12 protein-coding genes are annotated in these 13784 nt (G+C 68.4%); 3 read left to right on the top strand and 9 right to left on the bottom strand.

All coding sequences use genetic code 11. From position 1 onward, the window contains the following. Positions 1-6: 6 nt before the first annotated feature. Positions 7-1638 (bottom strand): class I adenylate-forming enzyme family protein, encoded by a 1632-nt coding sequence (locus tag CMO28_RS13165; protein ID WP_296714139.1) that lies wholly within the window; start codon positions 1636-1638, stop codon positions 7-9. A gap of 237 nt (positions 1639-1875) precedes the next feature. Here CMO28_RS13165 and CMO28_RS13160 point away from each other — a divergent pair, with 237 nt between their 5' ends. Continuing rightward, positions 1876-3102 (top strand): ABC transporter substrate-binding protein, encoded by a 1227-nt coding sequence (locus CMO28_RS13160; RefSeq protein WP_296714138.1) that lies wholly within the window; start codon positions 1876-1878, stop codon positions 3100-3102. Between the two features lie 46 nt (positions 3103-3148). Here the strand turns inward: CMO28_RS13160 and CMO28_RS13155 are convergent, their stop codons facing one another. Next, positions 3149-3817, bottom strand: a complete 669-nt coding sequence (locus tag CMO28_RS13155) for a nitroreductase family protein (RefSeq protein ID WP_296714136.1) — start codon at positions 3815-3817, stop codon at positions 3149-3151. A 157-nt stretch (positions 3818-3974) separates the two neighbouring features. On the opposite strand from CMO28_RS13155, the gene CMO28_RS13150 reads away from it, so the two are divergent. After that, positions 3975-5168, top strand: a complete 1194-nt coding sequence (locus CMO28_RS13150) for an acyl-CoA dehydrogenase (RefSeq protein ID WP_296714241.1) — start codon at positions 3975-3977, stop codon at positions 5166-5168. Here the strand turns inward: CMO28_RS13150 and CMO28_RS13145 are convergent, their stop codons facing one another. The 6 genes from CMO28_RS13145 to CMO28_RS13120 form a co-directional block, all read right to left on the bottom strand. Continuing rightward, the gene (locus CMO28_RS13145) at positions 5169-6665 is read right to left on the bottom strand and encodes a sensor histidine kinase (protein WP_296714134.1); all 1497 of its coding nucleotides are present in this window, start codon (positions 6663-6665) and stop codon (positions 5169-5171) included. A 139-nt stretch (positions 6666-6804) separates the two neighbouring features. Then, entirely contained in the window at positions 6805-7338 is a 534-nt protein-coding gene (locus tag CMO28_RS13140) for a TspO/MBR family protein (RefSeq protein ID WP_296714133.1), read from the bottom strand. Between the two features lie 46 nt (positions 7339-7384). Further along, entirely contained in the window at positions 7385-7975 is a 591-nt protein-coding gene (locus tag CMO28_RS13135; RefSeq protein WP_296714130.1) for a histidine phosphatase family protein, read from the bottom strand. Positions 7976-8036: 61 nt separating this feature from the next. Further along, complete coding sequence (locus tag CMO28_RS13130) at positions 8037-9545, bottom strand: PAS domain S-box protein (protein WP_296714128.1); 1509 nt, start codon at positions 9543-9545, stop codon at positions 8037-8039. Positions 9546-9670: 125 nt separating this feature from the next. Beyond that, positions 9671-10783 carry a nickel/cobalt transporter gene (locus CMO28_RS13125; protein ID WP_296714126.1) on the bottom strand — a complete coding sequence of 371 codons (1113 nt, stop codon included), beginning with the start codon at positions 10781-10783 and terminating at the stop codon, positions 9671-9673. Next, positions 10761-11378, bottom strand: coding sequence for a DUF1007 family protein (locus CMO28_RS13120; protein ID WP_296714125.1), 618 nt, complete (start codon positions 11376-11378; stop codon positions 10761-10763). The genes CMO28_RS13125 and CMO28_RS13120 overlap by 23 nt, the downstream gene beginning before the upstream one ends. A 321-nt stretch (positions 11379-11699) precedes the next feature. On the opposite strand from CMO28_RS13120, the gene CMO28_RS13115 reads away from it, so the two are divergent. Continuing rightward, the gene (locus tag CMO28_RS13115) at positions 11700-12368 is read left to right on the top strand and encodes an exopolysaccharide biosynthesis protein (protein ID WP_187297805.1); all 669 of its coding nucleotides are present in this window, start codon (positions 11700-11702) and stop codon (positions 12366-12368) included. A 10-nt stretch (positions 12369-12378) separates the two neighbouring features. Here CMO28_RS13115 and CMO28_RS13110 read toward each other — a convergent pair whose 3' ends face one another. After that, positions 12379-13566: a YbfB/YjiJ family MFS transporter gene (locus tag CMO28_RS13110; RefSeq protein ID WP_296714123.1), complete on the bottom strand. Its 1188-nt coding sequence runs from the start codon at positions 13564-13566 to the stop codon at positions 12379-12381. Positions 13567-13784: the final 218 nt, after the last annotated feature.

Here is a 13784-nt window from a genome sequence, read left to right as displayed (position 1 = left end):
CGCCGATCAGATCACCCGCCCCTCCGCCGCCCAATAGGGCGCGCGCAGCTCGCGCTTCAGCACCTTGCCGAGCGCGTTGCGCGGAAATTCCGCACGGAACTCCACCCCGACCAGGCGCTGGGTCTTTGCCAGCCGGTCATTCGCCCAGGCCTTGAGATCGGCCTCCGTGACCCGGGCACCGTCGCGCGGGATCACCAGCGCCAGCGCCGCCTCGCCCCATTTTTCATGCGGCACGCCGATCACCGTCACGTCGAGCACATCGGGATGACCGCCCAGCACGGTCTCGACATCGGTCGGGAAGACGTTGAAGCCGCCCGAGACGATCATGTCCTTCTTGCGGTCGAGGATGTAGAGGAAGCCCGCCTCGTCCAGCCTGCCGATATCGCCGGTGCGGATGAAGCTGCGGCCGCGCTCGTCCCGCCAGATCGCGGCGGCGGTCGCCTCGGGCCGGCCGTGATAGCCGGCCATCATGCCGGCGCCATAACCGGCGATCTCGCCCGCCTCGCCTGCCGGCAACTCGCGCCCCTCATCATCGATGATCCGGACCTCGAAACCCAGTACCGGCGTGCCGACCGAGCTCAGCCGGGTCGCATGGAATTCGGGCTTCAGCATGGTCGCGAAGCCTTCGGTCAGGCCGTACAGCTCGTAAAGCCCCGGCCCCATCCGCGCCAGCACCGCCTGCTTGGTGTCGGGCCGGAGGGGGGATCCGGCCGAGAGCATGGTCTTCAGGCTGGAGAGGTCTGCGCGATCCAGCGCCGGGCAGGCGAGGGTCAGGATATACTGGGTCGGCACCATGAAGGTGTGGGTGATCCGCTCCCGCGCCACCGTCTCAAGGAAGGCCGCCGGGTCGAATTGCGGCAGGATATGGAGCGTGCCGCCGGTGAACAGCACCGGCAGCACCATCAGCCAGGTGCCGTTGGAATAGAGTGCGGTGGTGGTCAGCGCCCGCGAGGTCTGGTCGAACCGCATCTCGATCGCGTTCGAGAACGACCAGTGCTGCCGCGCCCGGTGGGTCTGTACGATGCCCTTGGGCAGGCCCGTGGTGCCCGAGCTGTAGATGATGTTGAACGGGTCATCCAGGGCATAGCGCACGGGCGGCTGGGTTGCCGGCGCCTCCCCCAGAAACGCGTCGTAAGCGGTCCAGCCGGGCTGTTCGGGGCCCAGCACCACGAAGCGGTCCGGCGCCCCCCGGTCGAGCCTCTCCCTGACCGGCGCGATCCGGTCGATCAGCCCGGGGGCGACGATCAGGGTGGTCGCCCCGGAATCGGTGATCAGATGGGCCAGCTGGTCGGGCGTCAGCATGGCCGACAGCGGCACCAGACAGGCCCGCGCCTTGACCACGCCGAACATCACCGGGATGGTCATGACCTCGTTGCCGAGCAGCACCGCGACCTTGTCGTCGCGGCCGAGCCCGCGGGCATGGAGGGCATTGGCCAGCCGGTTCATCGCCTGGTCGAAATCGCGCCAGCTGAGCCGGTCTGCACCGCAGACGATGGCGTCCTTCCGGGGGAAATGGCGGGCATGAACCGCCCAGATCTCGGGCAGATAGACATGGATGTCGTCGGGCCGGTCCAGGGCACCCTCGCTCTCCCCGGATCCCGTCCGGTCAGAGAGGGCCGGCTGCGTCACCACGGTCATCTCCTGCGTGTCCTCCGTCTGGCTCTTCCCGCCGGGCTGACCCGGGCGGGCGGCAATTAAACAAACCATTGTTTGGTTCATTCCATCGACTCTGGCCCGCATCTTCCCGCCTGTCCAGGCCGAAAGCGGCCCGGCTTCAAAACTACCAAACACTTGTTTTTCTAATGTCGGAAGCTCTGCTAAGCTCACCCGCAAACGAGCCCGGCCACGAGCCGGACCAGAGGGAGGGAGACGACGATGGAACGGGTGAAGCGGGGTGTGCTCGGCACGGCGCTGGCGGCCGGCCTGATCTGCGGCACGGCCGGCATGGCGGCAGCGGCAGAGATCAGCGGCGAGGTGGTGCGGATCGGGGTGATGAACGATCAGTCGGGCGCCTATGCCGATACCTCGGGCCCCGGCTCGGCCGCTGCCGCCCGGCTGGCGATCGAGGATTTCGGCGGCACGGTGCTCGGCAAGCCGATCGAGGTCGTCGCGGCCGACCATCAGAACAAGCCGGATATCGGCGCCGGCACCGCGCGGCGCTGGTATGATCAGGACGGCGTCGACGGCATCTTCGACATCGCCAATTCGGCGGTCTCGCTGGCCGTGCAGGAACTGGCCAAAAGCGACGGACGGCTGGTCGTTCATGTCGGCTCGGCCAATGACCGGATCTATGGCCAGGATTGTGCCGCGACCGGCTTCCTCTGGCTCTACGACACCTTCTCGATCGCCCAGGCGATCGGCAAGGCCGTGGTCGCCCAGGGCGGAGACAGCTGGTACTACATCTCGGCCGATTACGCTTTCGCCAAGGCGATGGAAGGGGCACTGACCCCGGTGGTGGAAGCGGCCGGGGGCAAGGTTCTGGGGGCCGTGCGCCACCCCATCGGCACCACCGACTATTCCTCGTATGTGCTGCAGGCCCAGGCCTCGGGTGCCAAAATCGTGGCGCTCGCCAATGCCGGCGTCGATACCATCAACACCATCAAACAGGCCTCGGAATTCGGCCTCACCCAGGGCGGGCAGAAGCTGGCGGCGACGGTGTTCTATCTGCACACCGTCCACGGGCTGGGGCTGGAGGTCGCCCAGGGGCTGCAGGTGGTGACCGGCTTCTACTGGGACATGGATGACGGCACCCGCGCCTTCGCGAAACGTTTCGAGGCCGCGACCGGCGGCAACATGCCGTCCCAGATCCATGCCGGCACCTATTCGGCGGTGCTGCATTATCTGAAGGCGGTGGAGGCCGCCGGCACCGACGAGCCGCGGGCGGTGGCGGCGAAGATGCGCGAGATCCGGGTGAATGATTTCTTCACCAGCGATGCCGAGGTCCGCAGGGACGGCCGGCTGATGCGCGACTACCACCTGGTGGAGGTGAAGACCCCCGCCGGATCGACCGGTCCGTGGGACTATTACAGGGTGCTCGACCGGGTGCCGGCGGCCGATGTCATCCGGCCGATGGACCCGGCTCTCTGCCCGATCCTGAAGTGAGACATCCGCGGCCGGCCCGACCCGGCCGGCCGCGACAATCTCGGGCTCAGCCGCCGAAGCGGCCGCGGTGGACGAAGGCGTCGCGGGGGTGGCGCTCCCGCGCCGAGATCTCCCGACCGCGCAGATCTTCGGGCAGCTCGGCGGCATCGCCGATCGGGCCGATCGCAATCATCGCCACCGGCTGCACGTCTTCCGGCAGGCTGAGCGTGCCGGTGGCCACCCCGGCATCGAAACCGGCCATCTGGTGCAGCCACAGCCCCTCGGCGGTGGCCTGCACCGTCATCATGCCGACCGCCAGGCCCAGATCGTAGAGCGCCGTGCCGATCGGCTTGCCGTCGGGACGAAGCGTGCGGGCCGCGGCCAGCATCAGCACCGGCGCCCGGGGTGCCCAGCGCCGGTTGCCAGGCAGCAGGCAGTTCGCCAGGCGTTCAAACCCTTCCGGATCCTCGGACCGGCTGGCGGCCACGAACACCCAGGGCTGCTGATTATTGGCCGAGGGTGCCCAGCGCGCCGCCTCGAAGACCGGCGCCAGATCGTCGAGGGACAGATCGACATCGGCAAAGGCCCGCGGGCTCCAGCGTGCCGAGAGCAGCGGCAGGATCTCCGGCTCCGCCGCGGCGCGCTTGATCGCCGCCAGATCGGGCGCCCAGTCTTCGGGCGCATGCCCGTTCCAGCCATAGGGGGCCAGATCCTCGCCGGTCAGGGCTTCGCTCATGCTCCGTCTCCGCTGATTTTATTCCGCGTGGCAGCCATATATTCCGCAAGGCGGACATGGCCGATTTTTCGGCCACACCGCCCTGTCGCCTCCTTATATTCGACGGCAGGAGACGCTCCACAAGACCCGCGACAAGGCCCGAACACCGATGAGCCATATGGAAACCTCGCCCAAAGCCGCTGCCGCCTTCGACTGGTCCGACCCGCTGCTGTTCGACGACCAGCTGACCGAAGACGAGCGGATGATCCGCGGCTCAGCCCGCGACTTCGCCCGCGACCGGCTGCTGACCCGGGTGATCGACGGCACCCGGCGTGAGCATTTCGACCGCGAGATCATGAACGAGATGGGTGCGCTGGGCCTGCTGGGCCCCACCCTGCCCGAGGAATACGGCTGCCCGGGCGTCTCGCATGTCGCCTATGGCCTGATCTCCCGCGAGGTGGAGCGGGTCGACAGCGGCTACCGCTCGGCGATGAGCGTGCAGTCGTCGCTGGTCATGCACCCGATCTATGCCTATGGCTCGGAAGAGCAGCGCCGGAAATACCTGCCGAAACTCGCCACCGGCGAGATGGTCGGCTGCTTCGGCCTGACCGAGCCCGATCACGGCTCGGATCCGGGCGGCATGAAGACCCGGGCCACGAAGGTCGATGACGGCTGGCGGCTGAACGGCGCCAAGATGTGGATCACCAATTCGCCGATCGCCGATATCGCCGTGGTCTGGGCCAAGACCGATGACGACGTGATCCGCGGCTTCGTGGTCGAGCGGGGCATGGACGGGTTCTCGACGCCCAAGATCCAGGGCAAGATGTCGCTCCGCGCCTCGATCACCGGCGAAATCGTGCTCGACGACGTCTTCGTGCCCGAGGAAAACCTGCTGCCGAACGTGAAGGGGCTGAAGGGCCCGTTCGGCTGCCTGAACAAGGCCCGCTACGGCATCGCCTGGGGGGCGATGGGCGCGGCCGAGTTCTGCTGGCACCAGGCCCGGCAGTATGTGATCGACCGCAAGCAGTTCGGCCGGCCGCTGGCCGCCAACCAGCTGATCCAGAAGAAGCTGGCCGACATGCAGACCGAGATCACGCTGGGCCTGCAGGGCGTGCTGCGCCTGGGCCGGCTGATGGACGAGGGACGGGCGGCGCCCGAGGCGATCTCGCTGTTCAAGCGCAACAATGTCGGCAAGGCGCTCGACATCGCCCGCCTCGCCCGCGACATGCATGGCGGCAACGGCATCTCGGACGAATTCCACGTCATCCGGCACCTGGTGAACCTGGAAACCGTAAACACCTACGAGGGCACCCACGACATCCATGCCCTGATCCTGGGCCGCGCCCAGACCGGCATTCAGGCCTTCTTCTGATCAGGCTGCCCGATCGTCGATCTGCCGGTCCGGCAGGTCGACGATCACCATGGCACCGCCCAGGCGGCCGGTTTCGACCCGGATCCGGCCGCCCATCAGCGTGACCAGCCGGCGGACGATGGCAAGGCCCAGCCCTGCCCCGCCATGGTTGCGCGACAGCACGCCGCCGCCGGTCTCGAAGGGCCGGCCGATGTCGCGGGCCAGCGCATCGGGCATACCGGGACCGTCATCCTCGACCCGGATCACCACCCCGGCCGTGCCCGGCATCGCCTCGATGCGGACCTGGCCCCGGGGCCGCGCGAACTTGATCGCGTTCGACGCCAGATTGGCGATGATCCGCACCATCACCGTGGCATCGCCGGCAAGCGCCACATCGGGGGCGATCGCCACCTTGACCGTGACATCGGGCCGGCCCTCGGCCGCTGCCGCCCGATCCAGCCCCTGGCGCACGATCTGATCCAGATCCACCGCCTCGGACGCCAGCAGCGACGGATCGTCGAGGCGGGTGAGATCCAGGATGTCGTCGACGATAGCGAGCAGCCGCCGCCCGGCCTGATGGATGGCGGTGACATAGTCGCGCTGGCGCTGCGGCAATGGCCCGTGCAGCCCTTCGATCAGCAGTTCGGCAAAACCGATCACGGCGTTGAGCGGCGTGCGCAGCTCGTGATTCATATGGGCGAGGAAGGCGGATTTGGCCGCACTCGCGGTCTCGGCGGCGGCGAGCGCCCGGGTCAGCCGACGCTCCGCCTCGACCAGCGGGGTCACATCGGCGAACTGGGTGATGCAATGGGCGGGATTGCCGTCGGCATCGCGGATCACGGCGCCGGCCACCCGGAACCAGACGACATGGCCTTCGGCATGAATATAGCGGCGCATGCCGTCGAGCGGCCGGCCGTCGACCCGGGCGGCGGCCAGCCAGCGTTCCGCGGCCGCCAGGTCGTCGGGATGGATCAGGCTGCGGAAATCCGCCCCGGCCAGGGCTGCCGCCTCGCGGCCCAGGCTGCGCGCCAGCGCCAGATTGACCCGCAGCATCCGCCCGTCGAGCCCGACCACGGCCTGACCGACGCCGGTGCTTTCGAAAGACAGCCTGAGGCTTTCTTCCGCCAGCCGCCGGTCCGACAGGTCACGGATCGTGCCGATATAAAGCCGGACATCGTCGCTGCGGGTCAGCATGCTGACGACCAGATCAATCGGCACCGGCGTGCCGTCGCGGCGGCGGCCGGTCAATTGCCGGCCCCGGCCGATGATCCGCTGGCGAATGTCGGGATCGGCCGTGCGCAGATGGCGGTCATGGCCCGCCGCCTCTTCGGGCCGCATCAGCAGATTGACGCTTTGCCCGACCAGCTCGGCCGGGCTGTAGCCGAAGATCAGTTCGGTGGCACGGTTGGCGAACTGCACGATGCCGTGATCATCGATCACCACGATCGCATCATGCGTGGCATCCACGATATCCGCGAACAGCGCCGGATCGTGGGAGATGGCAGGTCCGGTCTGCATGGCAGGGGCAGGTTTCCGCAAAGCAGCAAGTCGGAGATGCCGCAATCTACGGAGGCGCGGGCCTTGCGTCTATGCACCGGAAACGGGGACCACCTGCCCGATCCATGCAAGCCCGAACCCGGCCCTTCTGTGCGCTTCGTCACATTCCGGGGCTGAGATTGAGCCAGATCGAGGCATTGAGTGCGGTGGCAAAGGCCCCCCAGGCGAGATAGGGCAGCATAAGCAGCCCCGCCACACGATCATGACGGCCGAAGGCGATCGCGGTCGCCGTGACGGCCACCAGCAGCACCAGGATGTCGACCAGCGCCAGCCCGACCTGGTGCAGGCCGAAGAACAGTACCGACCAGGCGAGGTTGAGCGCCAGTTGCACGAGATGCAGACCAAGCGCCCCCCGTGCCCCGGCTATGCCGGCCTTGCGCCAGACCCGCCAGGCCGCCACCGCCATCAGGATATAGAGCGTGGTCCAGACCGGCGCGAAAACCCAGTCGGGCGGGGTGAAACCGGGCTTGGGAAGGGTGCGGTACCAGCCGTCGATTTCGGGTGTGGTGACCGCACCGCCAAGCCCCGAGACCACGGCAGAGAGCGCGAGGAACCCCAGCAGCACCAGCAGCGACCGCCCTGAGAAGACGGGCGGACGGGCGGTGCGGGGGAGGCCGGCAGAAGGGGAGGTCATGGGTAGCATCCTGATGGTTCCGAGGGGGGAGACGCCGGCCGGGCGGTCAAGGGGAGAGCCGCGCCCGCACCGCGGCGGTTCCGTCCGGCAGCACTTCGACCACGACGATCTCTCCCGATGCCGGGAAGATGCCGGTGACGGCGGTGATGTTGACCTGGTGGCTGACCATGATCAGCGGCGGATCGCCGGCCTTGCGCTCGGCGATCCGGGCCAGGATATCGCGCCGCGCCGCATCTTCGCGACTGCGGTCGCGGAAAAAACTGTCGAGCGGCGGAAACGGATCCACCTCGCCCAGATCCAGTTCGCGGGCGGTGTCGGTCGCCCGGCACCAGCGGCTGGTGAGCACGAGGGCATCGGCCAACCCCGCTGCCCGAAGCAGACGGCCGGTCTCGCGCGCCTCGGCACGCCCCGCCTCGGACAGGTTGCGCTGGGTGGTGCAATCGTCCAGGCGGAAATGGTCGGGGTCGCCGGTGCCCGGGGCCGTGGCATGGCGCATCAGCGCGGCATGGCGGGGAAGATCCAGAAGCTCGACCACGCGGCCCGTCTCCTCTGCCTGAGCCGGACGCAAAACGGCCGCGACCAGGATCAGGGCCAGCGAGGCCAGGGAACACAGACGGAAGACGCCAGGCGCATGCATGGGGAAGCCTCCGGCAAGGGGTATGACGCCTGTCGTCTTACGCATGCCGGCCGGCCATGGATCAGGCGACCTGCCCCACCCGCTGCCGGTCCGGCAGATCGACGACGACGGTGGTGCCGCTGCCGGCGCTGGTATCGACCGAGATCATGCCCCCCATCAGCATCACCAGCCGGCGCACGATGGCGAGGCCCAGCCCGGCGCCGCCATGATTGCGCGACAGAACCCCGCCGCCGGTCTCGAACGGCCGGCCAACATCCGCGGCGAGCCCCGCCGGCATGCCGGGCCCTTCGTCCCGAACCCGGATGATCACCCCATGACCGGCATCGCCGTCATAGCGGCTGGCTTCGATGGCGACCCGCCCACCGGGGCCTGAGAACTTGATCGCATTGGAGGCGAGATTGGCGATGATCCGGACCGTCGCCGCGGAATCGCCCGACAGGGTCACGCCCTGATCGATGGTGACGGTGACGACCACATCCGCCCGCCCCTCGGCCACGGCCGCCCGTTCCAGGCCCTTGCGCACCACCCCGCTCACATCGACGTCCTGGGTCTCCAGCATCGACGGATCGTCCAGCCGGGTGAGGTCGAGGATGTCGTCCACGATCGCGAGCAGCCGGCAGCCCGCCTGATGGATGCCCTCCACATAGTCGCGCTGCCGGGGCGGCAACACGCCATGGAGGCCTGCGATCAGCAGTTCGGCGAAACCGATCACCGCATTCAGCGGCGTGCGCAGCTCGTGGTTCATATGGGCAAGGAAGGCCGTCTTGGCCGCACTCGCGGTCTCGGCCGCGGCCAGTGCCATGGTCAGCCGGTGCTCGGCTTCGACCAGGGGCGTCACGTCGGCGAACTGAACGATGCAATGCGCGTGGTGGCCCTTGCCGTCCCGGATGACCGCACCCGCAACCCGGAACCAGACCTTGCGCCCGTCGGCATGACGGCAGAGCCGCATGCCGTCCCGCAATCGCCCGCCCTCGCGCATGGCTGCAAGCCATTCATGCGCGGCGTCGACATCATCGGGATGCAGGATCGCGCGGACATCGCCGCCGATCAGCCGGCCCTGTTCATACCCGAGACTCCTGGCCAGCGCACCGTTCACCCGAAGCAGGCGGCCGTCGGGGGACATCATCGCCTGGCCCACGCCGCTGCTCTCGAAACCGAGACGCAGGCTTTCCTCGGCAAGTTTCCGGTCCGAGAGGTCGCGGATTGTGCCGATATAGAACCGGGTCCCGCCCGGCCGCGGCAGCATGCTGACCACCAGATCGATCGGCACCAGGGATCCGTCACGCCGCCGGCCGAGCAGCTGGCGGCCGCGGCCGACGATCCGGCGGCGCAGATCGCTGTCGGCAGCGGCCAGATAGCCGTCATGGGCCTCGGCTTCCTCTGACCGCATCAGCAGGCTGACATTGCTGCCGACCAGCTCGTCCGATGCATAACCGAAGATCAACTCCGTCGCCCGATTGACGAGTCTGATGATCCCGCGTTCGTCGATGACCACGATCGCATCATGGGTGGCATCGACAATATCGGCAAACAGGCCCGGATCTTCTGGCAGTGTCGGGTCCGTCTTCATGCGCAGGCATGTCCCACCATGGTGGCGAAAACGCCGGACGCATTCAGACTAGGCTAATCATCTGCACTTGTCGACCATGAGGCGACTAAATAGCTGCAGTATGCATCCCCTGCTGGTATCGGCTTTCAGATGCCCGCAGAGATGCGGATCCAGGTCGCCCAGGCCATCAACAGACCGAAGACCATGATCATGCCCGGCGCCAGAAAGCCCAGGCCACGATCCAGCAGACGGGCGGTGCGCGACCCGCCGCCGGCAGCCAACGCCACCAGCGACCGCCGGACCCCGACCACGCCCAGACCGATCAGCACGACGGTGATGGCCGAGCCCAGGCTCATCGCCACGACGCCCGTGACCCCCAGCAGGAAGGCGCCCTGGCTCATCGAAAACAGCAGCAGCAGAATCGCTCCGGAACAGGGGCGGATGCCGGCCGCGACAATCATGCCCCAGAAGGCATCGGGGTGACGCCGGGCCGGTGGGGCGTGGTGGCCGTGATCGTGGTGATCATGATGATGATCGTGGCCGCAGGCATGGCACCCGGAAGACTGGTCGTGCCCATGGTCGTGATGGCCATGGTCGTGATGGGCGTGATCATCATGGTCGTGGTGCCCATGATCGTGGTGCCCGTGATCATGGCCGCAGGCGGCGCGACCGCGCAGCAGGTTCACGATCATCCAGCCGCCCATCGTCGCGATCAGGGCATAGCTCGCCAGTTCCAGCGCCAGCGGATCGGTCATCCGCCCCAGCCCCTGCCGCCCCAGAATCAGGGCAAGGCCGCCGATCACCAGAATGGCCACCGCCCCCTGCATCAGGCTGATGGCGACGCCCATCACCATGCTGGTTCGTGCATCGGCCGGCCGGCCGGCCAGATAGCCCGCCACCGCCACCTTGCCATGACCGGGGCCGGCCGCGTGCAGCAGACCGTAGACGAAGGCGAGGCCGATCACGGTCAGGGCGGGCAGGATGGTGCCCTCGCGCACCGCCTCGCCCAGCCGGCCCGAGATCAGCGCATTGAGTTCGCCCTGCCAGGTGATGATCTGCATCAGCACCGGGCCCAGAATGCCGGCCCCGACCGCCGCCTCGGTCACCGGTGCCGGCGGCGGGGGCGCCCCGCCGCCGCGCCCCAGATAGCTGGAGGCCAGGGCCAGAGTCGGCAGGAAGGCCGGCAGCAGGGTCGCGACACAGGCGAGCACCGCCGCCCGGATCCTCCGCATCCGGTCAGCGCGCAGGGCAGACGACATCGATCACCTCGGGGTTCACATAGCCGAAATAGATGGGGTTGAGCGTGTCCTCACGCGCGACCGGGCGGCAGAGGTCGAGCGGCGGCGCGTTGAGGTGCAGCGACCCGGCCGGCAGGTCGAAGGCGATGTAGTATTCCGGATCATAGACCCCGAGGGTGATGCGGTGTTTTCGCGGGTCGACCGGCTCTTTCAGGCGGGCGCGGAACGTCATGGTCACGACCTTGTCGCCGATCGCGGCGGCCATGCCGTCGACCCCGGCCAGCTCGACGAAAGAAGCGTCGACCTGGACATGGGTGAAATAGCCGTAGTCCGACATGTTCTTCAGCAGTTCGGCCGTCAGGGCCGCCTGTTCGGCAGCATCGTAGCGGCCGTCGGCATTCCCGTCGAAATCCTGGATCAGAACCGCGCTCAGCATCGGGTCGAAGGTCCAGCTCAGCTGGATCGCCGTCACCTTGTCGTCGACCGTCTCGGGCGTCGCCTCGGCCGTGACCCAGACATGCGGGTGTGCGCGGGCCGCAGACGGCCGAAGCAGGGGCACAAGCGCGGCCGCGACCGCAGCGATGAATAGAGCGGTGCGGAAACGCGTCCGGATCATGGGCGGTCCGAGCCTCGGTTTCGGGATGGGCAGACCGACGGTACCGCCGCTGCCCGCCTGCTTGCAACCGGCCACGGCATGCCGGGCGGCACGAGCGTGTCACATGGACATCGTCTTTCCGGATGACGAGAGGCCGACATGCAAATTTTATGAAATTCTGCGCCTCCCTCCGTCCGAAAGCATTGGTTAATATGCAGGCCGCATGCTTGACCCGTGGATCGCCCGACGGACGATCCGGGGGGAGGACCGCCCGACAGAATGGCGGCCGCAGGCAACAGCTTCCGGGCCGGAAGCGGGCCATACAGGAACGGAACGAGCCGCGTGACGGATGGGATGATGACGCTCCACGAGGATGCCGCCTCCAGCGGCGGGCATCCGCCTCGTCCTGAACGGACGTCGGACGTTCTGAAGCGGCTGATCCGGGACTGGCCCGGTGAGCGTATCAGCCTGCACGATCTGACCACGGTGATGGGCGATCGCGCCTTCGCCGCCCTCATCCTGCTCTTCGCCCTGCCCAACTGTCTGCCGCTGGGCATTCCCGGCCTCTCGGCCGTGCTGGGCGCGCCGATCGTTCCCTTCGCCATCGGCCTGATGCTCGGCCAGCGCAGCCCCTGGCTGCCCGCGTTCCTGGCCCGCCGGTCGTTCCGCAAGACCGACTTCATGATGGTCTTCAACAAGGCCCTGCCCTGGCTCGAAAAGGTGGAGCGCCTGCTGAAGCCGCGCTGCGCCTGGGTGATCGAGGGCAAGGCCGAACGGCTGCTCGGCGTGATCATGGTGATCCTGTCGATCGTGCTGGTGCTGCCCATCCCCTTCGGCAACAACCCGCCGGCGATCGCAATCTCGGTGATCGCCCTCGGCCTCATCGAGCGCGACGGGCTGACGGTGCTGATCGGCTATGTGCTGGGCCTGCTCAGCTGCGCCCTGGCTGCCGCCGTCGTGGTCGCCCTGTTCAAGGCGCTGGTCTACGCCCTGGTGCACTTCCTGACCTGAGCCGCAGGGCTCAGCGTCGGCGCAGCGTCAGCGCCGCCGCGATCGCCCCCAGGAACAGCGCCACGGCGCCCGCGATGAACAGCGGCCGGTGCTCGCCGGACACCGCGTACCATTCCGTCATCGCAAAGCCCGAAAGGCTCTGCGCCACCGCGAAGCTCACGGTCATCGCCGCCCAGGCCTGGCGCTGGCGATGCGGGCTCGCGATCTCGGTGATCCGCCCGGCGACCATCGTCCCCATGCCCGGCGTCAGCAGCCCGACCACCGCGGCACTCGCCGCCAATGCCCAGGGGGCGGTGGTGAAGGCGGCGAGGCCGATGGCGGTACCCTTAAGCATGAGGCCACCGACAAGAGTGCGCCCGAAGCCGATCCGCTCGGCGACCAGCCCGACGGTGATCGGCCCGAAAGCGGCGCCCAGGCCGAACAGACTCCAGGACGCGCCGGCGGCCGCAAGGCCGAGGCCCAGGGTGCGGGCGACGTAATCTGCCCAGAACAGGGTATGGGGCACGAAGCCGAAGGCATCGAGCGCATAGGCAAGGCCGATCAGCGCCAGCGCCGCACCGGTGGCGGCCGGCGGCACGCCAAGATGGCCGCCCCCGACCGCCGGCCCCGATGCCTCGCGCGGCCAGCCGTTCCAGCCGACAACGCCCAGCACCAGGGCGAAGACGGTGAGCATGGCCCAGGCCTCGACCACGCCGAAACCGGCTGCGATCGGCACCAGCTGGCCCGAAACCACCACGCCCAGGCCCACACCGGTGAAGACCAGCCCGGCCACCCGGCCGCGCCGCCGGATCGGTGTCGCCGACAGCGCCGCCGGCACCGCGACGATCATCAGAATGGCGCCGGTGATGCCGCCGGTCGCGCGCCAGACCGCCAGCCAGCCATAGCCCAGATGCACCGCAGAGGCGGCGAACGAGATGACGGTGAGCGCAATCGCAATCCGGATCAGCGTCGCCACCGGAATGCGGCGCGCCAGAGGTGCCGCAGCCAGGGCCCCGGCCAGATAACCGCCCAGATTGACCGCCCCCAGGCTGGCCGCTGCCGCGCCGTCATACCAGCCGCCCTCGACCAGGGCCGGGATCATCGGCGTATAGGCGAAGCGGGCCAGCCCCAGGCCGATCAGCACCGAGGCGAAGGCCGCCGCGGCCGCCCGCAAGGGGATCCGGTCCTCGTCCGGCATTGCAGGGTCGCGCGCACTCATGATCCGGCCTCCCACACCCAGGCGCGCCGGTGCACTGCCGCGCGCGTTTCATTGGGCGGATTATGACCGGCGCCGGGGGGCCGCTGTCGAGCCCGCGATGCGGTCCGCCCCGCATGGCTGCCATGCGGGGGCACCGCCGATCATGTTGCAACGCACCGTCATTGGGCGTAGCCTGTTCGGACAGGCGGGCGTGCTCCGCCATGTGATTGTGAGCAGGG

Source organism: Tistrella sp. (assembly GCF_002684955.1).
In the GTDB taxonomy this organism is placed as follows: domain Bacteria; phylum Pseudomonadota; class Alphaproteobacteria; order Tistrellales; family Tistrellaceae; genus Tistrella; species Tistrella mobilis.
This window is presented reverse-complemented; position numbering and strand designations above follow the sequence as displayed.

Bases quoted from the DNA above. Each gene is read 5' to 3' on its own strand.
- CMO28_RS13165 (WP_296714139.1), bottom strand. From the start codon at position 1,638: ATGACCGTGGTGACGCAGCCGGCCCTCTCTGACCGGACGGGATCCGGG.
- CMO28_RS13160 (WP_296714138.1), top strand. From the start codon at position 1,876: ATGGAACGGGTGAAGCGGGGTGTGCTCGGCACGGCGCTGGCGGCCGGC.
- CMO28_RS13155 (WP_296714136.1), bottom strand. From the start codon at position 3,817: ATGAGCGAAGCCCTGACCGGCGAGGATCTGGCCCCCTATGGCTGGAAC.
- CMO28_RS13150 (WP_296714241.1), top strand. From the start codon at position 3,975: ATGGAAACCTCGCCCAAAGCCGCTGCCGCCTTCGACTGGTCCGACCCG.
- CMO28_RS13145 (WP_296714134.1), bottom strand. From the start codon at position 6,665: ATGCAGACCGGACCTGCCATCTCCCACGATCCGGCGCTGTTCGCGGAT.
- CMO28_RS13140 (WP_296714133.1), bottom strand. From the start codon at position 7,338: ATGACCTCCCCTTCTGCCGGCCTCCCCCGCACCGCCCGTCCGCCCGTC.
- CMO28_RS13135 (WP_296714130.1), bottom strand. From the start codon at position 7,975: ATGCATGCGCCTGGCGTCTTCCGTCTGTGTTCCCTGGCCTCGCTGGCC.
- CMO28_RS13130 (WP_296714128.1), bottom strand. From the start codon at position 9,545: ATGAAGACGGACCCGACACTGCCAGAAGATCCGGGCCTGTTTGCCGAT.
- CMO28_RS13125 (WP_296714126.1), bottom strand. From the start codon at position 10,783: ATGTCGTCTGCCCTGCGCGCTGACCGGATGCGGAGGATCCGGGCGGCG.
- CMO28_RS13120 (WP_296714125.1), bottom strand. From the start codon at position 11,378: ATGATCCGGACGCGTTTCCGCACCGCTCTATTCATCGCTGCGGTCGCG.
- CMO28_RS13110 (WP_296714123.1), bottom strand. From the start codon at position 13,566: ATGAGTGCGCGCGACCCTGCAATGCCGGACGAGGACCGGATCCCCTTG.